This window comes from Paraburkholderia sp. TE9906 (assembly GCF_056279605.1).
Genome location: NZ_JBWCCT010000022.1, coordinates 75,023 through 96,626 on the forward strand (window position 1 = coordinate 75,023; position 21,604 = coordinate 96,626).

Consider the following 21,604-nt stretch of genomic DNA (forward strand, 5'->3'; position numbering starts at 1 on the left):
ACGGGCAACGCGGAAATGAGCACATGACGACGGACATCGACAGGCACGGCAGTCTGGCGCTCGAACTCGCGCGCCGGCTCGCGCAATACCAGGCGAACCGCAGCACGCTGTTCGACTGGATGGACCCTGGGTGGCTCGGCGGCGTCCAGCAGGCGGGTGAGGGGGCCACGGCTGCGCGCTCGCGTCAACGGGCACGCGCGCTGGACGCGTGGCTCAGTGAGGCAGGCTCGCCGGTGCCGCCCTTCAACGCGTTTCGCTCCGATGCCGCACTGCTAGGCGCGCTGCCGCTCGACGACGCGTTTGCCGCGTTGTGTCTGCGCGCGTTGCACTTCCGGCGAGCGGAATTGCGCTACTGGGTGGATCGGGAGAGCCGCGAGAAAGTCACGCAGTGGCTCGGACGCGCCGGCGCCGCGGCGCTGCGCTGGCTCATTGAGATACCGCATGCGCCGGCGGCCGACCGGCTGATCCGCGAGCATGGCATGGAGCCGCTCGACAGCCTCGACGATTACGCGCTCAGTTGGGAGGGGTTCTGTCTTTTCAGCGCGAGCGGGCTGTGCGCGCCGTCGACGCCGGGCGGTCTGCTGCGCTATGCATGGCCTCGCGACGCGCTGCCGCCGCGCTGGCTCACCGCGAGCAGTACGGGCTGCTACAGCGACGAGAGTCTGAACGTCGTACGGCGGCTTGGCGACTTTTATGCAAATGTGAATGCGCAATGGAGCACGACATGATCATCTGGCTCAGGGAACCGAATAGCGAACGCAAGCCCGACGGCGCGAGCATTGGCGTGGGTGTCGACCGCGACGTGGTGCCGCGCGAGGCGCTCGCGTCGCTCGTGGAACTGGACGAAGGCTATCTGGCGCTGCAACAGCAACACGCCGACGTGCTCGCGCAGGCCGCCGCCCAGGGCGACGCAATGCGCGACGCCGCGCGTGCCGACGCCGACGCGCTGCGCGCAGAAGCCCGCCGCGAGTTCGACACGGCTCATGAACGCGGCTACGACGCGGGACGCCGTGAGGCGCTCTCGCAGTGGTACACGCGCACCGCGCAATTGCTGGCACAACGCTACGAACTGCAGATGTCGTTGCGTCAGCGGGTCGCGGATCTGGTCGTGCGCGCGGTCGAAAAGATCGTCGTCAACGAAGAGCCTGCGGCGCTGTTCGCGCGCGCTTCGGATGTCGTCGAGCGGATCATCGAGGGGAGCCGTTGTTTGCAGGTGCGCGTTCATCCCGATGAGCGCGACGCGGCCGTCGAAGGGTTTTCGCATGCCGTCGCGCAATGGCGCGAGCGGGGCCAGCCGGTGCAATTAACGGTGCTGGCGGACCGTACGCTCGAGCCCGGCGCCTGCGTGTGCGAATCCGACATCGGTTCTGTCGATGCCAGTCTGAAGGTGCAGGTCGACGCCGTCCGCACTGCGGTGGAGGCCGCATTGCGCCGGGTAGTGGGGGAGGCGGCGGAGCTTGCAGGCGCTGCCAATGCTGCGGAGATCGCGGCAACTGGCGAGGAGGTGTCAGCCGTGCCAGCGATGCCAGCAACCTCGGCGACCTCGGCGACCCCCGCCGCGGAAGTCGAAGCCAGCAACGAAGCCTATACCGGGAAGCCGCAGGAGGAGTGGGCATGAGCTCGGCGCGGCAAGACGGCGCAGTCGCCGATCAGGAACTCGACCAGCTCATCCACCTTACCGAAACAATCGGCCAGGAGATCGGCTCCGCACAGCCGCTCGCGACGCGCGGCAAGGTGATGGAAGCGATCGGCACCTTGATTCGCGTCAGCGGTGTCGACCTGCGTTACGGTGAATTGTGCGAGTTGCGCAGCGGCGAGGACGAGCTGATGCAGTACGCCGAGGTGGTGGGTTTCTCGCGCGATACCGCGCTGCTGTCGCCGTTCGGCCGCTTCGACAATCTGTCGCGCGACACCCAGGTCGTCGGCTTGCGGCGCCCCATGTCGGTCCCGGTCGGCGACGCGCTGTTCGGCCGTGTGGTCGACAGCATGGGACAGCCGATCGACGGCGGCGGCCCGCTCGGCACGGTCGCTTCAGCACCGCTGTATGCGGCTCCGCCGGGTGCGATGAGCCGCCCGCTGCTCGAGCATCCGCTGGATACGGGCGTGCGCGTGGTGGACGGCATGATGACGCTCGGCGAGGGGCAGCGCGTGGGCATCTTCGCGCCGGCCGGCGTCGGTAAAAGTACGTTGATGGGTATGTTCGCGCGCGGTACCCGTTGCGATCTCAACGTGATCGCGCTGATCGGTGAGCGCGGCCGGGAGGTCCGTGAGTTCGTCGAGCAGATTCTCGGGCCGGAAGGCATGGCGCGCTCTATCGTGGTGTGCGCCACATCGGACCGCTCGTCGATCGAACGCGTGAAGGCCGCGTATGCAGCGACGGCAATCGCAGAACACTTCCGCGACGCCGGCAAGCGCGTCCTGCTGATGATGGACTCGCTCACGCGCTTCGCGCGCGCGCAACGCGAGATTGGCCTCGCGGCGGGCGAGCCGCCCGCGCGCCGCGGCTTTCCGCCGTCGATCTTTGCCGAGTTGCCGCGTCTGCTCGAACGCGCAGGCCTGTCGGAACGCGGCTCGATCACCGCGCTCTACACCGTGCTCGCGGAAGACGAGTCGGGCAGCGATCCAATCGCGGAGGAAGTGCGCGGCATTCTGGACGGCCACATGATCCTGTCGCGCGAGATCGCGGCGCGTAATCAGTATCCGGCGATAGACGTAATGGCAAGCCTGTCGCGGGTGATGCCGCAGGTGACGGATCGCGCGCACATGGACGCCGCCGGCCACGTGCGCCGCCTGCTGGCCAGGCATCGGGAGATCGAGACGCTGCTGCAACTCGGCGAGTACCGGCCTGGTGGCGATCCGGTCGCCGACGAAGCCGTGCGCAAGATCGACGCAATCAAACAGTTCCTGTGCCAGCGGACCGACGAATTCAGCACGCGCGCGGAGACGCTCGCGGCCCTGCACCGGTTGCTCGTCTAGCGACGCGGATAAGGCGGACCACGCAATGAAAATGGACGGAGAAGGGCAATGACGTCGCCGCAGCTGAAGGCGTTCTCGATGGTCAAACGCCGCCTCGAGCGGGCGCGCGACAAACTGCGCGACACGCTGGCGCACCAGCAGATCGAGCGCGACGAGGCGAACGCGCAGGTCGCGACGCAGCGGCAGGAAGTGGCACGCGCGACGGGCGACGTCGAGCGGATCGAGGCGCGCATCGACAGCCTCCTCGACGGCCGGTGCGCGGTGCGCATCGACGAGATGCTGAGCTGGCAGGAGACGCTCGCACAGTCGCTCGCCCAACGCACGGCCGCCCTCGGGATGCTGCAACGGTTGCAGGAGGCGGTCGCGGCAATCGAGGCGAAGCTCGCCGCGACGAGGCTCGACATCGTGCGTCACGACACCCGCGTGGAGTTATGCGACGCGCGCATCGACGGCCTGCGCCGGGAGGCGGAGATGCGCGCCGACGACCTGCAGGACGAGGAGGCCGAAGAAGCGTTCGTCGGCCGCAAGCTCGCGCGCGAGGCCGCGGCGGGCAAGCCGGTGCGGGAGGCGTCGCGATGACTAACGTGTTTCAGAGCGGCATCCCGTTTCTGGGCGGTACGCTGCTCGAGTTTCTGACGCTGATTGCGCTCTGCGGCGTACGCCTTCTGGTTCTGCTGACGATCTTCCCTCCGACCGGCGGCAACGTGTTGAACACGCAGATCCGCAACTCGCTGGTGATCCTGTGGGCAACCTATATCGCATGGGGCCAGCAGGCGCTGATGCCGCAAATGCACGGCACATTCCTCGCGGTGGTCGCGGTCAAGGAGGTGCTGATCGGCCTCGTGATCGCGTTTGTCGCATCGCCGGTATTTTGGGTTGCGGAAGCCGTAGGCACATACATCGACGACCTGACCGGCTACAACAACGTGCAGATCTCGAACCCGAGTCTCGGCCAGCAGACCACGCTGACCTCCACGCTGCTGATCCAATGCGCGATCGTCGCGTTCTGGACGCTCGGCGGCATGACGTTCCTGCTTGGCGCGGTGTTCGACACATATCGCTGGTGGCCGCTCGCAAGCGTCACGCCAGTGCCGGCCGCGTTCATCGAAACGTTCGTGATGGCGCAGACCGATTCGCTGATGGTCTCGGTCGCCAAGCTGGCGGCGCCGGCCGTGCTGCTTTTGCTGCTGGTCGACATCGGCATTGGCCTGCTGTCGCGCGTGGCGCAGCGGCTCGACCTGATCTCGCTCGCACAGCCCGTCAAGGGCGCCCTAGCGGTTCTGCTGCTCGCGTTGATGATGGGTGTGTTCATCGGCCAGGTGAAGGACCAGGTTGCCCTGCTGCATATCGGCGATCAGCTGCGCGCGCTCGCCGGTGTCAAATAACACGGCTTCGGCCGGTTCAGTCGAGGAGGGTTGCTCATGCCGCTGACAGCGAGCGTCGAACAGTTTCTTGCGCGGCGCGCTGGGGCAGGCGCCGTGCGCATCGACCAGTTGCCGTTGCATCAGGCGCGTGATTACTTCGCGCGCTTCGCTCCGCTCGCCGATGTGGCGGCGCGGCCAGTGCATACGGTCGAGGACGTTACGTTCGACGCCCGCGATGGGACAGCGCTGGCGGCGCGCGTTTACTATCCGCGCACGCCCGATTGGACGAATCCGCTTCCGGCGCTGCTCTATTTCCATTCGGGCGGCTATGTGGTCGGCACGCTCGAAACCGCGGACGCCGTTTGCCGGATGCTCGCAGCCGCGAGCGGCTGTGCGGTGGTTTCCGTCGACTACAGGCTTGCGCCTGAGCACCGGTTTCCGTGCGCGGTGTACGACGCCTTCGACGCATTGCACTGGCTGCATCGCGACGCCGGCGCGTTCGCATTGGACGCCGGGCGGCTCGCGGTCGGCGGCGAAAGCTCGGGTGCGACGCTAGCTGCGGTCACTGCGGTTCATGCGCGCGACGCGGGCATTGCGCTCGCGTTGCAGTTGCTGATCTATCCGGCGCTATCTGCGTTGACCGACAGTGTGACCCATCGGCTCTATGGAGAAGGGTATTTCCTCACGCTCGATGTGATTCGCTGGATTCACCGCACGTATCTGCGCGATGTCAACGACCGGCACGACTGGCGCTTCGCGCCGCTCGACGGCAGCCGGCATGCGCCCGCAAGCCTCGCAAGCCTTGCCCCCGCGTGGATCGTCTCGGCGCAATACGACCCGTTGCGGCACGAGCATGCAGCGTACACAGCCAGGTTGCGCGAGGCGGGTAACCGTGCCGAGGCGCGCTTTTATCGCGGCATGATCCACGGTTTCTTTTCGATGGGCCGCGTGATACCCGAGGCGTCGATTGCGCATCGCGACACCGTGCTCGCATTGCGCGCGGCTCTCGGGCTGATGGACGGTGCTTCGGACACGGCCCGCGATTTTTGACTCGCCGCGCCTGCCGCGTGGAGCGTCGTCGTACAATCGGCGCACAAGGGGCAAAGCGCGCGTTGTCGCGACCGACGGACCAGACATGGAAATCAAGTGGATCGAGGATTTCATTGCACTCGCACAGTACAAGAGCTTTTCGCGCGCCGCGGAGTTCCGTAACGTGACTCAGTCGGGTTTTAGCAGGCGCATTCAGTCGCTCGAGCAGTGGGTTGGCGCCGACCTGATCGACCGTAGCAGTTTCCCTCCCACCCTGACCGCTTCTGGGCAGCTGTTTCGCGAAACGGCCGAGGAAATCGTCGGCAAGCTGTTTGACACGCGCGCGATTATCCGCAGTGAAAAACGCATGCCGGACAAGGCGTTGCAGATCGCGGCGGGCCACACGATCGCGCTGAGTTTCCTGCCAGGCTGGCTCAGGACGCTTTCGGGGCGGTTCGGCGAAGTCCGTGCCCGCGTCGTGCCGACCAATGTTCACGATTCCATTCTGATGCTGGTGAACGGCAACTGCGAGTTGATGCTTTCTTATCACCACCCCGAACTGCCATTGCACCTGGACCCGACCCGTTATCAGCATCTGACGGTCGGTGTCGATACGCTGTTGCCGGTGAGCCGGCCGAACGCGAAGTCAGGGCCGCTGTTCCGCTTGCCGGGCACTCAGGAACGGCCGCTACCTCACATTTCCTATACCGACACGAGCTATTTTGGGCGATGCGTGGCGCTGCTGTTTAGTAAAGCCGGCGCGGCACCGGCACTGCGGTTCCACTACGAATCGGATATGGCCGAGGTGCTGAAGAAGCTGGCATTGGAGGGGGACGGCATTGCGTGGCTGCCGAAAAGCTCGATTCGCACCGAACTCGAGGCCGGCACGCTGGTGGTGGCCGGCGGCAGCGCGTGGAGCCTTGATGTGGAATTGCGCGCATATCGCGATGCGACTGTGCGCAACGATTTCGTCGACACCTTATGGCGGCACCTGCGTGCCGATACGGCCGATTCCGACGGAGCGGCGATGCTGGAGTGAGCACGTGCAAGCGCTGGCGAGTCGATCGCAGGCGGGGTTCGTGCATGACTGCGATAACAGCGAACAGGCACCTTGTAAAACCCGGGGCACCGTGTTCGACCAACGCGACAACCGTGTGAGCGGCGCGCCGATCCCGCGCCACGATAGCCAGCCATCCATGTCAGCCCCCCGCGTCACGCGATTCTTGCAAACCCCCCAGTCAAAGCAGCGTCGTTCGACATCGTTTCCCGCACGCAGCGCGCGAACTCCAGTGCAGCGGGTTGGACCGACTTGGGCAAATCGCAGACAAATGGCGAATGCCGGGAGAACAGGCAAGCCGGCCCCAGGAGGCGCGAGCGTTTCCAGATCGGTCGGCAATGTTGCGGGGGCCGCGTTTGGCGCGCTGCTTGCCCGAGTGCTCCGCACGCCGCGTCATTGGCGCGTCGTCAATCTTGCAATGGGTGCGCTGCTGGCAGCATCGGTGGTGTCGATATAGAAACGACCCGAGCCTGCCACTAATCTGGTTGGGCGGACTATGCCGCCCGGTCGGTGGGAGCGGCGAGGCAGTTACCGCATGAGCGCGCCTTGCCCAAGCGCAGACGTCCGGCGCTCACCGTGGCCTCGCCGCCGCATTCGCACCGGCAGACCCACAATCCGTCGCCCACGTACCGCTCTGTTGTCAACTGGCCGAAAATCTCGCCGCTTCTGAGCGCGGGGGAGCCTGGCCGCGACCGCCACACGCGGCGCTGCTCGCGGCAGCCGCAGTCGCGCACTGCCCCACCTTCGACCATCTTCAGCGTGGCAGTGATATGGCCGCCGCACCGGCATAGCCAGCGCCACGCGTCAGCGCCGCAATATTGAACCGCGACGAGATGGCCAAAGGCCCGGCCGGTGACGTCGCGATCCGGCGGAAAAGGCCATCGAGGCTGCGAAGGGCGGTGGGTGCGTTTGTTCACGAGAGGTAAATGGGGGGCGGCGTCCTTCTATCAAGCCTGACTGCGCCCGGTCATCACAGCGGTGCGACCGCGCGCTAACGGAGCCTCCGCGGGCGGCCATCCTTCGACAGGATCGCGTCAGACGATATGGAGGACACCGCCAAACCGGCAATGATGCCGCCGATCGCCCTCCACCGCTACGTGTTCAAGTCGAAGTTTGTGAGCGGATAGCCTCTGTGTGGTATTCCTCACACTTCGTTTCAATTTGTTGCAACCCGCCTGGAGCCCCGTCCACTAGGGCTTGGAAGCTCGTGGCGATAGACGGTGACAGCTCCATGCGCCGGCGGAGGGTGAAGATTTGAAACCTCGTACCGTTAAAGGATTCAACAAGTGAGGGAGCGACATCATGAAGATTGAATCCGGCAATTACCCTCTCGCGGCTCCGAAGAACGGAGCGGATCGCGCGAACGGGGGCGATATCAAGGGCGGCGTGGAGTCTGGGCAACCAGTCGGCGCCGGGGGCGCGCAGAATTCCACAGTGGACCTCTCGTCCTGTCCGCGCTGCGCACATCGAGCCATGAGGATATCGACACCGCGAAGGTGGAATCGATCAAGCAGGCGTTGCGCGACGGAACCTACAAGATCGATTCGGGAAAGATCGCCGACGGCATGCTGGACACCGCTCGGGAACTGCTGCAAAAGGTCACTCGCTGAGGCGACGGCCAAGGGGTAGTGACACTCACCGTGGACGTGCCCCGGGGCAGAGGAAGATTTAGAGCAACGGCTCTAACCGGGTCCGTCGCTGGCGGCCGCGAGGAGCGGCACGACCAGATCGCTAATCGGAGTAGGGATGCCGCGGGCGCGTCCGCATCGCTGTACCACTGCATTCCGGCTGTCCCATTCCAGAGGGTGGCCGGCCTGCCGGTCGGCGAGAATGGATGTGCCCAGGTCGGCGGGGGCGCGGTGAAACGCATCGACGATCTCTTGCGGTACTTCGTCGCCCAGTGTCGCGTCTTCTGCACGAGCCACACCGAGGCATTCCCGTAGATAGGCCAGAGCCAGCGCGGTGACGTCGGCCCGCGAAAACATGCCGGCGCGGCGGCCTGCCAGCACCATGAGGCCCGCCACGGCGTTCTGTAGAAGCTTTCGCCACGCGACGGACCTAAAATCCGCCGCTACGTCGACCGAACACCTGGTATCGCGCAAAGCAGCGAGCACAACCTCGGTTTGCGGTGTGTCGGGCAACGTCAGACGGGCCTTGGCTCGCAGCCATACGGAAGCGTCCGGTTCGCGCTGGGCGGGAAACCATACCACCGAAGGCAGCACTGGGCTGCCGGGCACGTACCGCGCGACAAGCTCTTTCTGCTCCACGCCATTTTGCAAGACGCAGACAACAGTCTTTTCACCGCATAACGCGGACAGCCACGGCGCTGACGCCTCAATCTGAGTCGACTTCACCGCCAGAAAAACCAGGTCGAACGTGTTCTTCATTTCCTTCGGATCAGCCCGCACCGGTCCCGGCACAACGATATGTCCGCCGTCGAAGCGCAGTTCCAGGTTCTCGCGCGCGGAGCGGCCGCAGATCGTCGGCGTTCGTCCCGCCTCGTGAAGCGCCGCAGCCACAGTCGTGCCGATTGCCCCCGGGCCAATGAGAGCGACAGTTGGAGTTTCGGACATCGTCATTAGCATCCTTTCAAATCAGATATGGACAGCAAGCATGCCGGATACGCTCACGCCCTGCGCAAATACCGCCGCAGACCCAGCGCCAAAGGCACAACGGCCAGGGCCGTGACCGCGGTCGCAATGGTGGCGGCATTCACGCCGATCCGGTCGCCGAGAAGACCGTAAGCAACCGGAGCAAGTGCGCCCGAAGCAATGGTACCGGTATAGAAAAGCGCGAACGCTCTCTCGGTACCGTCGACCGAAGTCAGTTCGGGCACCGTTCCATAAAGCACGGACGAAGTGCCGTTGAGCATTGCGCCGAGCAGCGGCAAGACGACTAAGGCGGGCCCCAGCGGCAACCAGATCACGGCGAGAATCAACGCGGCCGTACCGCTCTCCGTTGCCAGCACAGTTCCGATTGCACCCATGCGCGCCCCGAGCCAGCCACAAACGAACTTGCCGGCGGCGCCGCCGATGAAAACGAGCGCGAGCGCCGTGCCCATCACCGGCTGCGAGATGCCTTTCGCTTTCAGGAGAAACGGCAAGAAGGTCAGTAGCCCCATGCGCACGGCCGTATCGAGCACACCGATTGTGAACAGCAATGAAAAGCCGGTTCGCGAAGCGTTGCCGCTGTGACTTGACGCGTCTTCCACGGAAGACGCCTGTCTTGGCACCGATGGGAGAAAAAGTGCAAGCGCCGCCGCCAGGACGAAGCCGACCGACGACACCGCCCAGAGCGCGTGGCGCCACGGCATGACGGTGATCAGAAGAGAGATCGCGGCGGGGAGCGCGGATTTGCCGAGATCGCCGGAAAAGTTGTAAATGCTGAGCGGGCCTCGAGCGTTGCGCCCATACACGCGCGAGACCGCTCCCGAAGCCAGCGGATGCTGCGTGCTGGAGCCGCACCCCGAGATGGCCAGCGCGACGCATAAGCCCACCAGAGTTCCAGACATGCCTGCAACGGCATAGCGCAGCGCGGCCAGAAACGTGCCGAACGCAAGCGTCGCACGCGCGCCGAAGATGTCGGCGACGCGCCCAGCCGGCAATTGCAGCGTTGCCGTCGTGCCCGCGCAGACGCCGCGCACAATGGCGAGCGCACCGTACGTCAGTCCAAAATCGGCCTGCCAGACGGGAAGCAAGGCGTAGACCATGTCGGTGTACCCGTCGTGCAGCGCATGCGCCGTGCACGCGAGCCACAAGACGCGCGTGCGTGACGCCGAGGCTGGCCGGCCGGGTTCGTCGGCTACGCCCGTGGTTGCAGAGGAGAAGGAGAACAATTTCATGGATCAACCGGATCGCGGCAAGCGCAGGCCATGATGGCGGCAGGGCGGCCGTGTGCTAAGGAAGACCCCCAGTCTAGGTTCGGGCAGGCGACGCGACAACTGACGTAAAATTGAGTCAGACGGGAGAAAAATTCACCTTATGGCCGAAGACGAACGCACTGCAAGCAACACGGAAAGGTTGCCCCCGTTGAATGCATTGAGGCACTTCGAGGCGGTCGCGCGCCTCGGGAGCTTCGCGGCTGCGGCGAGCGATCTGCACGTCACGCACTGGGCGGTCGGCAAACAGATCCGGTTGCTGGAAGACTGGTTCGGCGTTCCGCTCTTCGAGCGCCGCCCGCGCGGCGTCGTGCCAACCGACGAAGGCGCTGCTCTGCTGAGCGACGTCAAAGGCGCGTTCGTGCGTTTGAGCAGTTCGGTCAACCGTCTGCGCCACGAGTCCCTGACGCGCCGCATAACGGGCGTCGTGCGGGTGAATGCGCTGGCGAGCTTCGCGTTGTGCTGGCTGATACCGCGTCTTGCGGACTTTCGGGCCCGCTACCCGGACATCGATGTGCGAGTCTCGACAACGTCGCGCAAGCTGCGCTACGTGGGCGATGCGTTCGACGTGGGCGTGCGTTCCGGACCCGAGGACGCGGCAGGCCTCGTATCGACAACGCTGATGCCGGACCTGCGGCTGCCCGCCTGCAATCCCGAGGTGCTGCTGAGCCACCCGATCAGCACGGTCGCGGATCTGCGAAACCACACGCTGCTTCACTCAACGAGCACTCGGACAGCCTGGTCCGAATGGTTAAGGGAGGCCGGTGCGCCGGGCATGCAGGCGGCACGCCACCTGAGCTTCGATCACGTTTTTCTCCAGCTGGGCGCAGCCGCGGAAAGCCTCGGCGTGACGCTGGCGTCGCTGCCGCTAATCGAGCGCGAGGTCGCAACCGGGCGCCTCGTGTGTCCGATATCCGGACCTGTGTGGCGCGGCCCCGATTACACGCTCGTCGTCACTACGGATCGGGCGGACGAGGATGCGGTTGTCGCCTTCAGGGATTGGATAGTCGCCGCGGCGGCGCGCAGTGCGGAGGTGTTAAGTCCGGCCGAACCGGTTCAGAAGGGACGGCGGGCTGCGCCGCGCAAAAAGAACCGCGAGTGATATCGTGAGTGGGTAGGGTATGGCAGAGCAACGCAATCCGGGCGGTGCGTTGCGACGTGCGCGACGTATCCCGAGTCCATCTGCAGTGAAGGATACCAACCATGAAACGACCGCAGGCAAGATGGTCAATAGTTTTTAGTCTGGCGTTTCTGCTCGCCGGTTGCGCGACCGGTGGCGGAATGCCGTACTCGGGAACGCACCTCAGCCCGACCGAGTGCCGCGACCTTGCTGCCCTGAAATCGAACGCGCCCCCCACCATGGCGCAACACCAGAGCGAACTGGCGGCGCTCAGGAAAGCCGGCTACAACCCTTCGCCCTGGTACGATCCTTACTACCCGGACGATCTTCAGGCGGCACAGCGTCTCGTCGACTACTGGTTTCAGACTGAATGCCAGCAGCGGCGGCCAGGTTGAGGCGAAAGACCGCTTGCGCGATATCCTGCAGCGCTACTTCGCGCCCGCCAGCCGCGCAGGATCGACGATCCTGTCGTACTGCTCCGCATCGATCAGGCCGAGCGACAACGCCGCCGCTCGCGGCGTGATGCCTTCGCGCAGCGCAAGCGCGCTTATCCGCGCGACGGCGTCGTAGCCAAGCACGGGATTAAGTGCCGTGATCGACAACAGTGCGTTTTCAACGTTCATTGCAAGTCGCCCGGCATCGACCCGAAGTGGCTTGCATCCACTGTGCCGCCCGAGCTCGATATCCTACCGCCCGAAAGCGGTCTTCCCGAGCTCCCGGGCTTCGCAATCAACCTTCACTTGTCGCCGAGCCAGAACTCGCCAGCAGTAACCGAACTTGCCCGCCACGTGAGAGTCGGATTGACTCGATTTCGGCGGCCCGTTTCATTTACGGAAACTGGTTTCGGTATGTGAAGCGCGAAAGACGCTTCTCGGATAAGTGCTTCAGCTAAACCGATTTCAAATGTCACCGAGCCCACGGGCGCCGCGGCCGTAGCGGGTTGAGATTCAAGAGCGTGCGGGGGATGCGGGCTATCTCTCCTCGCACCGGACACGCTCCGGTCCTTCCGTGATTGCCCGTGGATTACATTGCGCAGACCGTGCCCCGCATCAGCGTCGTTCGAATTTACTTCCGGATCAACACGGTCTTCGGATCGGTGAAGAGAGGCTGCTACGTGGCGGGTAGATAACCACAGCGCGGGGTACCCGCGCTTAATCGCGAAAGCAGTCGTTCACGGACTTCGAATTCAATCGGACGTCGCGGTCAGGACTGAGAACGCCGGCTGGTTCTTTACGCTGGGGCGCTCCTGCATCCGCGCGTACCACGCCTGAAGCGCCTCGTACTTCGAAGGCACCGGTAGCTTCACAATCGACGCAAAGATCAAACCGCCGATGACGGCGATGTCGGCCATCGAGAAGGCCTCCCCGGCGACAAACGGTTGTCTTTTCAGAACGTCATCGAAGTAGTGCATGCCCCTCAGGGCTTTGTCGCGTTGACGGAATCCCCACTCGGCGTTCTGATAGATTTCGACGTCCGGCCCCAGCCCCGGCGTGCTGTGGTGGAAATAGACACTGATGGCATCGAGCAGCTCCAACTCGGCGCGCTTGTTCATCATGTGGATCAAGCCCTTTTCGAGCGGTGTCCTGCCGGTGAGCGTGGGCGCGCCATCAAGCGCATCGAGGTATTCGGTAATGGCCGTGCATTCGGCAACGAAGGTCCCGTCGCCGAGTTCGAGCACCGGCAGCGTGCCCGAGTAGTTCTTCTGGGCGATGAATTCAGGCTTTTTATGTTCCCCTTTATAAAGATCGACCATAACGAACTGGACGCGCGATTGCAGGTTCTTCTCGGCCAGAGCGATGCGCACGCGTGTCGGATAGGGGCCGCTCGGAAAATCGTATATCTTCATCCCAGGAAGTTTGGTTTCGTCGAAATTGATGATGTCGGAACTCACTGCTTGCCTCTCTATAGGTTGATTGCATCGAAAAAGACGTAGATGGGAACTCGTCGTTCATCACTCTACCTAACGGTCGTTAGGGTAAACATAAGCGCTATAATGTCCTCTGTCAACATCCATTTCTTGATTACGAGGGCGGCAGCGGTGAGCAACGAAGCGAGCTCAAACTCCAGGGAGCGAATCTTGGCGGCCGCCACAAGGATTGCGCAGGCGCATGGCTACAGCGGGTTGAATTTCCGTGATCTGGCTGAAGATGTCGGCATCAAGGCCGCAAGCATCTACCATCACTTCACGAGCAAGGCCGATCTCGGCGCGGCGGTAGCCAGGCGCTATTGGGAGGATTCATCGGCCGCGCTGGATACCCTGTTGGCCGAATCCCCGGATCCGGCCAGCTGCCTGCGCCAATATCCAGATACATTTCGCAAGGCGCTTGAGAGTGATAATCGCATATGCCTCTGCAGCTTCATGGCCGCCGAAAGTGATGATCTGCAGGAAGCGGTGATGAAAGAGGTCCACACGTTTGCTGATGTCAATGTTGCGTGGCTGGGTAAGGTTCTTTCCGCTGCGGCCGTGGTCAGTTCCGCAGAAAGCGGACGGCGTGCTCGCGCCATCTTCGCCGCCGTCGCCGGCGCTCAGCTCATTGCCAGGAGCCGCTCGGATATCTCGCTGTATGACGCGTTAATAGAGACCTATCGCGTGACTGGCCTCCTGCCGGCATAGCGATGCATCGGCCTATTCGGACTTCGTAAGTCGGAGTCTACAGGGCTGCTTTTCGGAGGGGCGGACCGACGAATGTCGGGTCGGGCGACCTGCTGACTGTCGCTTCCTGGCCGCACGCTGGCTGATACAGTTAGCCTGCTAAGCGTGCCTTACGCTAAGCCAATTGATTCTCTGGCTCTGCTGAGGACAGATGCTGCAAAATTTCTTCGAATGCCTGCTCGACTGGAACCTTTGCGTTGTCAACCACGAGGTCCACTGATTCCCACGGTTCGTGTTGACGTTCAAGCGCACTCTTCCATCTCGCCAACTGAAAGCCGGGAATATCGACCTTTCGCGCTTCGACCCGTTCACGGTGCGTCGCGAGGTCCGAGCAAACCAGCTCGATCTCGAAATTCTGCACCCCTGCATCGAACGCCACGTTTCTCCAGGCGCTACGCGTAATGTTCAACGAATTGACCGAGTCCGCGACGACGGTCAACCCAGGCGTAAGTTGTCGCCCGCAACTGCATATGCGGCCAAGTAACCCGCAGGTCCGACATCCACTCCGCACCCTGTCAACGATCTACCTCGCAACGTCGACTGTCTCCTTTTGGAGTGCGCCGCGCAAAGGCGGCGCTTTCACAGCGGGTGTAAGCCCCGCCCGGCAACCGCTCCAGCCAGAGCGACCGGAGCAATCGTGGAGGTAACGAAGCGGTTGAAGCCTTCGGTGAAGCGTGTCACGAAATGCGGTGACAGCGCGAGTGTGCAGCCGTAAGCGGACGCTCTCACGCACCGATCGGTCCGTTAAACATCAGTCATCGCGAGCGTCGTAAAGCAGCAATACCCCGGCAGACCTACACGCTCCTTTTCAGATATGCCGCAGCCGTCGCCTATTCACGGCTTCCAGCGTCGCCCTGTGCTTCGAGCTTGAGTGCGACCTTCGCGAGGTCTTCCAGAAGCTTTTCATGGGTGCGCCAGAAGATATCTGGCGCTTCCTTCTCCATCTCGATCCAGAGCGGCCCTTGCATCGTCTCTTCAGTCCAGAGGTGACAGCCGCGGGGTGTCGGGGTGATGATCCAGGCGTGATAGGCCCTGGATTCTCTCGAAGCCTTCGGACCGCCACCCCAAGCGATACGGGCGATGGGGTCGAACTCCTGTACCGACGCGAAGACGTCCTGGCCAGCGAGATTAGTTTCAAAGCGAGTGTCGGCTTGCAACAGCTCATGTCCGTCTAACAGCTCGACATCCTTGACACCCGGATAGAAACGGGGCCAGGCCTTGGGATCAACGAGAAGAGACCAGATAGTTTCGGGCGAAACGGCAACCTCAAGCTCATTAGTGAAATGGATGGGCGAGCGGCTGGGTGCCATGTCCACAGGCCAATGGATCGCTTCGAACATATTATTCATGGTTGGGATTCAGCTCTGATCTAAGTTTGCGGAGACTGCAGAAATCTCGGTTGCCGTCAGGGCGCACGGCGCAGCGCAGGTCTGTCAGGCGTTGGCTCAGGAGATCGCGCGAATGACACCGCCATCAACGCGTAATGCGGCGCCGCTCGTACCGGAGGCCTGCTCGGAGCAGACATAGACCACCATGTTCGCAATTTCTTCGGTCGTCGTGAACCGGTTGAGTAGCGTGGTCGGTCGCATCGTTTTCAGGAAGTTCTGCTCCGCTTCCTCCTGCGTGATGCCCTGCTCCTGAGCGGTGGCTTTCATCCAGTTGCCCAGAATCTCGGAGCGGGTGGGCCCCGGCAGCACCGCGTTGACGGTTACCCCTGTGCCACTCACCAACTCAGCGAGTCCCCTCGATACGGCGAGTTGCGCCGTCTTGGTCATACCGTAGTCGATCATCTCCTTGGGGATCATGATCGCGGACTCGCTGCTGATGAACACGACCCGTCCCCAACCGCGCCTGGCCATGGCCGGCAGATAGTGCCGTGCAGCGCGCACGCCGCTCATGACATTGATCTGGAAGAGGTCGAGCCATTCGCTATCGCTCTGCTCGAAGAAACCATTCGGATGGGCGGTACCGAGGTTATTGACGAGGATGTCGGCATCCGCCACCTGCGCCACGAGGGCAGCCGATCCCTCAGCCGTGGAAAGATCGGCGGCAATGCCGGTCAATTCCGCGTCGGGCACGAGAGCCCGGATCGCATCTAGTGCGGCGGCTACTCGCTGCTCTCCGCGCCCGTTGATCACGACCGACGCGCCTGCGCGGGCGAGGCCCTCGGCGATCGCGCGGCCGATGCCCGCCGTCGAGCCGGTAACGATGGCCTTGCGGCCTTTGAGTTCGATCTTCATAGTTTTTTCTCCGGACATGGATGGCAGCTGGATCTGCCGATACGATTCATCGAGAGGGGCGTGCGCGAGGCCAGACTTCGTTTGAGAGCAAGCCGGTTCGCCTTCGCACGCAAACAATCCAACGCGCAACGCACCTGCGCGTTGAAACCGATGCATCACCCGGGGATCTTCGCGACTTCCGCCTCTGCGGCGCGCGCAAGGCGCTCGACCCAATCCTGGTGATAACGATAGAGTCCACCGGGATGTTGCCGTCCGAGTACATCGAGAAACCAGGGACCTTGTTGCGTCTCCTCCGTCAGCACGTGGCAACCTTCGTCTGTCGGCGTGATTACCCAACCGTGATAAGCACTAGAAGCTGTCTCGTCCCCGTCCACCGTGGTCGCCCAGGCGAGTCTTTGGTTCGGCACGCATTCGGTCACCACAAGGCTCATCGGGAAACCAACCGTCACGCGGCTGTAGCGGGTTCCCAAGGTCAGTTCCGACTCGCCCGACAGAATCTCGACCTGGTCCTCGGGCGGGAAATAGCTAAACCAGTTCTTCGCGTCGACGAGCAGCTTCCACACCACTTCGGGAGGCGCTTTCACATCGATGTCGTTGAGAGCGTAGATGCCGGACGTTTTCGGATCGTAGCGCTCTGGCCAGATGACACGGTCGTACATGGTTTATTGCTCCTTCTTGAACAGGTCCTGGAAAATCAGCGGCGCCCAGCTCTTGTCCCGGGCCTGCACGAGCTGACCGCCCTCGGCGATCCTGCCGAGACTGACCGCCGCGTAGCCGAGCCGCTCGACCAGAGTGGCCACCGTCGCGCTTGCAGCCTCGTCGTCGCTAGACAGAAAGATCACTCGACGGCCACCGGCGCTGACGGGATCCTCGGCGAGTACCTTGGCGGGCAAATGATTGAACGCCTTGACAAGGGATGCGCCCGAAAACGCTTTCGCTACGATCGCCGAAGATGGCAGGCTGTCGAGTTCGGAGAGCGGCACGCCATAGGCATTGGTGGCGTCGATGACGACTTTGCCTTTCCAGTTCGCCGCAGCTCTGGCGACGTCGCGGTGAGCCCGGAACGGGACCGCCAGGACGATCACGTCGGCCTCGAGCGCCGCCTGTAGCGTGAGGGGAACCACCTTGTCACCCAGTTCACGGGCCATAGACGCAATGGACTCCGGCCCGCGCGTGTTAGCGATGCCGACCGTGATGCCGCTCCGGGCGAACTGACGGGCGATGGCGGCACCGACGCTGCCGCTGCCGATAATGGAAAAGGTCATAAAAACTCCTGGACTGGATGGGCTTCACTGCGCCTGGCGTCAAGCACTGCAGATGGTTTTACGAAAACGTCGCTGCGTTGAAAACAATGATGGCTGTGCTGCATGCATCTGAGAAGCCGGTATATTGAGATACAATCCATCTATCTTGGAGATGGATGGCGCAGCTCATGCTGGATGGGATCTCGCTGGATCAACTCAGAACCTTCATTGCCGCCGTGGACGAGGGCAGCTTCTCGGCTGCGGCCCGAAAGCTCAATCGTGTGCAGTCCGCGGTGAGCGGCTGGGTCGGTGGACTGGAAGATCAATTAGGCGTCGTGCTGTTCGACCGCTCGGGCCGGTTCCCGAAGCTCACCCCGCAGGGCATGCTATTGCTCGCTGACGCTCGTAACGTCGTCTCCGGGGTAGACACGCTGAAAGCGCGAGCCAGGCTCATGACTTCGGGAGTGGAGGCGGAACTCTCGGTGGTGGTCGACGTTTTTTTCCCAACGACTGTGGTCAGCGCCGTCGCCAAAGCATTCGCAGAGCATTTCCCGCTGACGCCGCTGCGGCTTTTCGTCGAGGGGCTGGGAGCGGCCTATCAACCCGTTCTGGACGGGCGATGCAGTTTGGGCGTACTGCCCCCGCTACCGCAGGCATTTCCATCATTGGTGAGAGAGCGGCTCGGTGACCTGCCGCTCGTCGCAGTGGCTTCTGCACGCCATCCTCTCGCAGGCGTGGGTCATCGCATACCACGGCGCGAACTTGCGAAACACGTCCAACTGGTCCTGACAGACAGGTCGGATCTCACCGCAGGTCGTGATTTCGGGGTTGCGTCAGCCTCGACATGGCGTCTGGCGGACTTGTCGACGAAATATGCGTTTCTCAAAGACTGCGTGGGATGGGGAGGGATGCCCTTGCACATGGTCGAGAAGGACATCGCGGCAGGTACGTTGGTCGTTCTGGACGTGGACGACATGCCGCCCAGCGGCTGGATGTTGACCATGTCGGTATATCACCGACCCTCGCAGCCCCCTGGACCCGCTGGCAAATGGTTCGTCGACCACTTGAAGACCCTATGGGAGCAATCTGACGGCGTCCACGCGCCTTAGCAGGTTTTGCAAGTCCTCGTTCATATCGAACAGTCGAGCGCATGGGCCGTGCACAGATCAACCGGGGCGCCCATCCTCTTGAAATATACAGTGTTGCTGTATATTATTCCTCCGTACCCTCCTGAGGGGTTGAACGAATTTCTGAAAAGTTAAGGACAGGCATGAACAGCAACGATCCCAAAGCTGTCGTCGAGCGGTTCAATTACGAAGTGATCCGGGGCGGCAGTCGAGAATGCTTCGAAGCTCTCATGGCGCCCGACTTCGTCAACTGGTCAGCGCCGAATGAGGCGACGCGAGGCGCCGAAGCGATGTGGGCGACGTTTGCTTCCGTGTTGCGCCCGGCTATTGCAGGCATGGAGGTCCACATTCACGAGCAACTATGCGACGGTGACAAGGTCACTACGCGGAAATCGATCTCCGGCAAACATGTCGGGCCACTGTTGGGCGTCGAGGCGACCGGCGAGAATATTTCGATCGATGTAATCGATATCGTTCGCATTCAGGACGGACGGTACGTCGAGCATTGGGGCGTCAATACGCTTGCCGCCGTCGTTGCGCGACTTCACAGACAGTCAGTGCGCGCGAAATGAGTCAGGCTGACCGGAACCCTCCTACCATCCGCGCCACTGAAGCCGCGTTTTTAGGTGAATCGATTCGCGATGTCGTGAGCCGTCTCGTCAAGGTCGTCCGTGAGCAAAGTGGTACGCACTCGAACGCGCAGAACGAGACACTTTCGCTGCTGGAACGCTCCGGCCCGGTCAGTATTTCGACACTCGCCATGCGCAGGGCGGTGACTCATCAGACTATGCGGCTGATCGTAATGAAACTGGTCGAACAAGGGCTAGTGACCTTGACGACGGACACTGAAGATCGCCGCGCTTACGTCGTGGATCTGACCGATAGAGGGCGAGCACAGACTGCGCGTGAACGATCCGCACGTTCGCAATGGCTTACCGATCAACTGCTCAGGAAGACGAGCCACAAAGAGCGCGCAGTGTTGGAAGTTGCGGTTCGAACACTTAACAAGCTGATTGACTGATTCAACCTCGCTGCATCCCTATTGCAGCTAACGGCCAAGGGCTGCGTAAGGTCGCAAACGGAGAAGGCGGGAGTTTGCTGATCGCGAGGACGTGTAGCAAATTTTCAGTCGTCGACCCTCAATCGTCGACGATCTTTGTACCAACATCAAACGTCCCAAATTGGCCGAGGCCGTGTAAAAACGCGTGTGATCACCTAGACTGAATCAACCTGCTGAAACGAGAGGCGCAGATGGGGCGATTTGTCGAAGGTGCGCAACGCAGTCAGACCACACTATTGCCAGAGTGTCTTGATGACTTCATCGCTGAAGACAACCCTGTGCGGATCGTCGACGCATTCGTCGAAGAACTCGAACTGGCATCCCTCGGATTCGAAGGAACCATGCCCGCGAGCACGGGGCGACCTTCTTACCACCCCGCAGTGCTTCTCAAGATATATATCTACGGTTATCTCAATCGTGTGCAGTCGAGCCGTCGTCTGGAGCGGGAGTGTCAACGCAATGTCGAACTGATGTGGTTGACCGGCCGGCTCGCGCCAGACTTCAAGACGATTGCCGAGTTCAGGCGGAGCAATGGTGAAGGCATTCGCAACGTGTGCCGTCGCTTCGTGATCATATGCCGGGACCTGAAGCTGTTCACACAAGCGGTCGTAGCCATCGACGGTAGCAAGTTCAAGGCGGTCAACAGCCGCGATAACAACTTCACGCCCAACAAGATTGCACGGCGTCAGGAGCAGATCGAGCAAAGCATCCAGCGTTATCTGGATGCACTGGAGACCGCCGATCGCACTCAACCAGCCGAGGCAGAAGCGAAGACTGAACGCCTACGGGAGAAGATCGAGACGCTGCGTGAACAGATGCGCGATCTGGATCGCGCAGCGGAGCTTCTGAACGACCTGCCTGAAAAGCAGGTCTCGCTGACCGATCCCGACTCACGCTCAATGATCTCTCAAGCCAAGGGTACGGGCGTGGTTGGCTATAACGTTCAGGTCGCCGTCGACGCCCGGCACCATCTCATCGTTACCCACGAAGTCACGAATGTCGGCAACGACAGGACGCAGTTGAGCCCAATGGCCAAAGCGGCGCGCGACGCGATGGGCAAGAAGAAAATCAAGGCACTGGCAGACCGTGGATACTTCAGCGCACCAGAGATCAAGGCATGCGACGACGCGGGTATTACGGCATTGGTGCCCAAATCACAAACCTCCGGGGCAAAGGCTGACGGCCGCTTCGACCGGGCCGACTTCATTTACATCGCCAGAGACGACCAGTATCTGTGTCCGGCAGGGCAACGCGCGATATACCGCTACACCTCGTTGGAGAGTGCCAATCTGCTTAAACTGCGGACCTACTGGAGCAGTGCCTGCCCACACTGTCCACTCAGAAAGCAGTGCACGCCGGCGCCGTATCGGCGCATTCGCCGATGGGAACACGAAGCGATACTCGACAGAATGCAACGCAGACTGGATCGTCAGCTTGACGCGATGACAATACGGCGACGAACCGTCGAACACGTGTTTGGCACGCTAAAGCACTGGATGGGCTCAACCCACTTCCAGATGCGCAGGCTTGGGAACGTCTCGACTGAAATGAGCTTGCATGTGCTGGCGTACAACCTCAAACGCGTCATGAAGATCCTCGGATTTGCAAAGACACTGCGAGCGATGAAGCTCGCAGGTGCGTAATCTCATACCTGCCTATGCTTGCTGGCGTGGCGCAATCAGTTCAGTCGCAGACAACAGGAAGCTGCGAAGGCGCGGCCTCACCAGTCGCTCGACTGACTGTCGGCTCACGCGTTTTTACAGTAAGCATTGGATCTACACCGTCGCGGATTTTGTTGACGCGCGAGAGGATCGGCTGCTAGCGAACGGGATCGATGTGTGAGGCGGCGGGCAGCAA

At 62.3% G+C, this 21,604-nt stretch carries 23 protein-coding genes and 1 pseudogene; 15 read left to right on the plus strand and 9 right to left on the minus strand.

The genetic code is table 11. The annotated features are described in order from the left end of the window. Positions 1–23 precede the first annotated feature (23 nt). The 8 genes and pseudogenes from ACZ9H4_RS34925 (at position 24) to flgM (ending at position 8,036) form a co-directional block, all read left to right on the plus strand. Positions 24–728 carry a type III secretion protein HrpB4 gene (locus tag ACZ9H4_RS34925; RefSeq protein WP_408148685.1) on the plus strand — a complete coding sequence of 235 codons (705 nt, stop codon included), beginning with the start codon at positions 24–26 and terminating at the stop codon, positions 726–728. Next, positions 725–1,618, plus strand: coding sequence for a type III secretion system stator protein SctL (gene sctL / locus ACZ9H4_RS34930; RefSeq protein ID WP_408328454.1), 894 nt, complete (start codon positions 725–727; stop codon positions 1,616–1,618). Before ACZ9H4_RS34925 ends, sctL begins: the two co-directional genes overlap by 4 nt. Beyond that, on the plus strand, positions 1,615–2,976 hold the full coding sequence (sctN, locus tag ACZ9H4_RS34935) for a type III secretion system ATPase SctN (protein WP_408148689.1): 1,362 nt from the start codon (positions 1,615–1,617) through the stop codon (positions 2,974–2,976). The genes sctL and sctN overlap by 4 nt, the downstream gene beginning before the upstream one ends. Before the next feature lie 48 nt (positions 2,977–3,024). After that, entirely contained in the window at positions 3,025–3,555 is a 531-nt protein-coding gene (locus ACZ9H4_RS34940) for a hypothetical protein (RefSeq protein ID WP_408148691.1), read from the plus strand. Beyond that, positions 3,552–4,361 (plus strand): type III secretion system export apparatus subunit SctT, encoded by an 810-nt coding sequence (gene sctT / locus ACZ9H4_RS34945; RefSeq protein WP_408148693.1) that lies wholly within the window; start codon positions 3,552–3,554, stop codon positions 4,359–4,361. The genes ACZ9H4_RS34940 and sctT overlap by 4 nt, the downstream gene beginning before the upstream one ends. A gap of 36 nt (positions 4,362–4,397) precedes the next feature. After that, positions 4,398–5,390 (plus strand): alpha/beta hydrolase, encoded by a 993-nt coding sequence (locus ACZ9H4_RS34950; RefSeq protein WP_408148694.1) that lies wholly within the window; start codon positions 4,398–4,400, stop codon positions 5,388–5,390. 85 nt (positions 5,391–5,475) lie between these two features. Further along, positions 5,476–6,408: a LysR substrate-binding domain-containing protein gene (locus ACZ9H4_RS34955; RefSeq protein ID WP_408148696.1), complete on the plus strand. Its 933-nt coding sequence runs from the start codon at positions 5,476–5,478 to the stop codon at positions 6,406–6,408. Between the two features lie 1,320 nt (positions 6,409–7,728). Then, a pseudogene (gene flgM, locus ACZ9H4_RS34960) lies at positions 7,729–8,036 on the plus strand (flagellar biosynthesis anti-sigma factor FlgM). A 72-nt stretch (positions 8,037–8,108) separates the two neighbouring features. Here the strand turns inward: flgM and ACZ9H4_RS34965 are convergent. After that, entirely contained in the window at positions 8,109–9,005 is an 897-nt protein-coding gene (locus tag ACZ9H4_RS34965; RefSeq protein ID WP_408148698.1) for an oxidoreductase, read from the minus strand. 47 nt (positions 9,006–9,052) lie between these two features. After that, entirely contained in the window at positions 9,053–10,267 is a 1,215-nt protein-coding gene (locus tag ACZ9H4_RS34970) for an MFS transporter (protein WP_476122668.1), read from the minus strand. 139 nt (positions 10,268–10,406) lie between these two features. Between ACZ9H4_RS34970 and ACZ9H4_RS34975 the strand changes: the two genes are divergently transcribed. Continuing rightward, positions 10,407–11,405, plus strand: a complete 999-nt coding sequence (locus ACZ9H4_RS34975; RefSeq protein WP_476122670.1) for a LysR substrate-binding domain-containing protein — start codon at positions 10,407–10,409, stop codon at positions 11,403–11,405. Positions 11,406–11,506: 101 nt separating this feature from the next. After that, positions 11,507–11,818 (plus strand): DUF4148 domain-containing protein, encoded by a 312-nt coding sequence (locus tag ACZ9H4_RS34980; protein WP_408148704.1) that lies wholly within the window; start codon positions 11,507–11,509, stop codon positions 11,816–11,818. Positions 11,819–11,851: 33 nt separating this feature from the next. Here ACZ9H4_RS34980 and ACZ9H4_RS34985 read toward each other — a convergent pair whose 3' ends face one another. After that, positions 11,852–12,046, minus strand: a complete 195-nt coding sequence (locus ACZ9H4_RS34985; RefSeq protein WP_408148706.1) for a hypothetical protein — start codon at positions 12,044–12,046, stop codon at positions 11,852–11,854. A 563-nt stretch (positions 12,047–12,609) separates the two neighbouring features. Further along, entirely contained in the window at positions 12,610–13,269 is a 660-nt protein-coding gene (locus ACZ9H4_RS34990; RefSeq protein ID WP_408148734.1) for a glutathione S-transferase, read from the minus strand. Between the two features lie 192 nt (positions 13,270–13,461). Here ACZ9H4_RS34990 and ACZ9H4_RS34995 point away from each other — a divergent pair, with 192 nt between their 5' ends. Next, entirely contained in the window at positions 13,462–14,037 is a 576-nt protein-coding gene (locus tag ACZ9H4_RS34995; RefSeq protein ID WP_476122682.1) for a TetR/AcrR family transcriptional regulator, read from the plus strand. Positions 14,038–14,191: 154 nt separating this feature from the next. Here the strand turns inward: ACZ9H4_RS34995 and ACZ9H4_RS35000 are convergent, their stop codons facing one another. From ACZ9H4_RS35000 to ACZ9H4_RS35020, 5 genes are all read right to left on the minus strand, one after another. Continuing rightward, on the minus strand, positions 14,192–14,455 hold the full coding sequence (locus ACZ9H4_RS35000) for a P-loop nucleotide/nucleoside kinase family protein (RefSeq protein ID WP_408148708.1): 264 nt from the start codon (positions 14,453–14,455) through the stop codon (positions 14,192–14,194). A gap of 451 nt (positions 14,456–14,906) precedes the next feature. Beyond that, positions 14,907–15,425 (minus strand): SRPBCC domain-containing protein, encoded by a 519-nt coding sequence (locus ACZ9H4_RS35005; RefSeq protein ID WP_408148710.1) that lies wholly within the window; start codon positions 15,423–15,425, stop codon positions 14,907–14,909. A 96-nt stretch (positions 15,426–15,521) separates the two neighbouring features. Further along, positions 15,522–16,316, minus strand: coding sequence for an SDR family NAD(P)-dependent oxidoreductase (locus ACZ9H4_RS35010; protein ID WP_408148712.1), 795 nt, complete (start codon positions 16,314–16,316; stop codon positions 15,522–15,524). A 155-nt stretch (positions 16,317–16,471) separates the two neighbouring features. Further along, on the minus strand, positions 16,472–16,975 hold the full coding sequence (locus tag ACZ9H4_RS35015; RefSeq protein ID WP_408148714.1) for an SRPBCC domain-containing protein: 504 nt from the start codon (positions 16,973–16,975) through the stop codon (positions 16,472–16,474). A 3-nt stretch (positions 16,976–16,978) separates the two neighbouring features. Beyond that, on the minus strand, positions 16,979–17,581 hold the full coding sequence (locus ACZ9H4_RS35020; protein WP_408148716.1) for an NADPH-dependent F420 reductase: 603 nt from the start codon (positions 17,579–17,581) through the stop codon (positions 16,979–16,981). A 155-nt stretch (positions 17,582–17,736) separates the two neighbouring features. Here ACZ9H4_RS35020 and ACZ9H4_RS35025 point away from each other — a divergent pair, with 155 nt between their 5' ends. The 4 genes from ACZ9H4_RS35025 (at position 17,737) to ACZ9H4_RS35040 (ending at position 21,390) form a co-directional block, all read left to right on the plus strand. Next, the gene (locus ACZ9H4_RS35025; RefSeq protein WP_476122673.1) at positions 17,737–18,669 is read left to right on the plus strand and encodes a LysR family transcriptional regulator; all 933 of its coding nucleotides are present in this window, start codon (positions 17,737–17,739) and stop codon (positions 18,667–18,669) included. 161 nt (positions 18,670–18,830) lie between these two features. Beyond that, a complete protein-coding gene (locus ACZ9H4_RS35030) occupies positions 18,831–19,259 on the plus strand; it encodes an ester cyclase (RefSeq protein WP_408148720.1) in 429 nt (142 codons plus the stop codon). Next, entirely contained in the window at positions 19,256–19,708 is a 453-nt protein-coding gene (locus tag ACZ9H4_RS35035) for a MarR family winged helix-turn-helix transcriptional regulator (protein WP_408148722.1), read from the plus strand. The genes ACZ9H4_RS35030 and ACZ9H4_RS35035 overlap by 4 nt, the downstream gene beginning before the upstream one ends. A gap of 230 nt (positions 19,709–19,938) precedes the next feature. Next, positions 19,939–21,390 carry an IS1182 family transposase gene (locus tag ACZ9H4_RS35040; protein ID WP_476122676.1) on the plus strand — a complete coding sequence of 484 codons (1,452 nt, stop codon included), beginning with the start codon at positions 19,939–19,941 and terminating at the stop codon, positions 21,388–21,390. Positions 21,391–21,604: the final 214 nt, after the last annotated feature.

Bases quoted from the DNA above. Each gene is read 5' to 3' on its own strand.
- ACZ9H4_RS34925 (WP_408148685.1), top strand. From the start codon at position 24: ATGACGACGGACATCGACAGGCACGGCAGTCTGGCGCTCGAACTCGCG.
- sctL (WP_408328454.1), top strand. From the start codon at position 725: ATGATCATCTGGCTCAGGGAACCGAATAGCGAACGCAAGCCCGACGGC.
- sctN (WP_408148689.1), top strand. From the start codon at position 1,615: ATGAGCTCGGCGCGGCAAGACGGCGCAGTCGCCGATCAGGAACTCGAC.
- ACZ9H4_RS34940 (WP_408148691.1), top strand. From the start codon at position 3,025: ATGACGTCGCCGCAGCTGAAGGCGTTCTCGATGGTCAAACGCCGCCTC.
- sctT (WP_408148693.1), top strand. From the start codon at position 3,552: ATGACTAACGTGTTTCAGAGCGGCATCCCGTTTCTGGGCGGTACGCTG.
- ACZ9H4_RS34950 (WP_408148694.1), top strand. From the start codon at position 4,398: ATGCCGCTGACAGCGAGCGTCGAACAGTTTCTTGCGCGGCGCGCTGGG.
- ACZ9H4_RS34955 (WP_408148696.1), top strand. From the start codon at position 5,476: ATGGAAATCAAGTGGATCGAGGATTTCATTGCACTCGCACAGTACAAG.
- ACZ9H4_RS34965 (WP_408148698.1), bottom strand. From the start codon at position 9,005: ATGACGATGTCCGAAACTCCAACTGTCGCTCTCATTGGCCCGGGGGCA.
- ACZ9H4_RS34970 (WP_476122668.1), bottom strand. From the start codon at position 10,267: ATGAAATTGTTCTCCTTCTCCTCTGCAACCACGGGCGTAGCCGACGAA.
- ACZ9H4_RS34975 (WP_476122670.1), top strand. From the start codon at position 10,407: ATGGCCGAAGACGAACGCACTGCAAGCAACACGGAAAGGTTGCCCCCG.
- ACZ9H4_RS34980 (WP_408148704.1), top strand. From the start codon at position 11,507: ATGAAACGACCGCAGGCAAGATGGTCAATAGTTTTTAGTCTGGCGTTT.
- ACZ9H4_RS34985 (WP_408148706.1), bottom strand. From the start codon at position 12,046: ATGAACGTTGAAAACGCACTGTTGTCGATCACGGCACTTAATCCCGTG.
- ACZ9H4_RS34990 (WP_408148734.1), bottom strand. From the start codon at position 13,269: ATGAAGATATACGATTTTCCGAGCGGCCCCTATCCGACACGCGTGCGC.
- ACZ9H4_RS35005 (WP_408148710.1), bottom strand. From the start codon at position 15,425: ATGAATAATATGTTCGAAGCGATCCATTGGCCTGTGGACATGGCACCC.
- ACZ9H4_RS35010 (WP_408148712.1), bottom strand. From the start codon at position 16,316: ATGAAGATCGAACTCAAAGGCCGCAAGGCCATCGTTACCGGCTCGACG.
- ACZ9H4_RS35015 (WP_408148714.1), bottom strand. From the start codon at position 16,975: ATGTACGACCGTGTCATCTGGCCAGAGCGCTACGATCCGAAAACGTCC.
- ACZ9H4_RS35020 (WP_408148716.1), bottom strand. From the start codon at position 17,581: ATGACCTTTTCCATTATCGGCAGCGGCAGCGTCGGTGCCGCCATCGCC.
- ACZ9H4_RS35025 (WP_476122673.1), top strand. From the start codon at position 17,737: ATGGCGCAGCTCATGCTGGATGGGATCTCGCTGGATCAACTCAGAACC.
- ACZ9H4_RS35030 (WP_408148720.1), top strand. From the start codon at position 18,831: ATGAACAGCAACGATCCCAAAGCTGTCGTCGAGCGGTTCAATTACGAA.
- ACZ9H4_RS35035 (WP_408148722.1), top strand. From the start codon at position 19,256: ATGAGTCAGGCTGACCGGAACCCTCCTACCATCCGCGCCACTGAAGCC.
- ACZ9H4_RS35040 (WP_476122676.1), top strand. From the start codon at position 19,939: ATGGGGCGATTTGTCGAAGGTGCGCAACGCAGTCAGACCACACTATTG.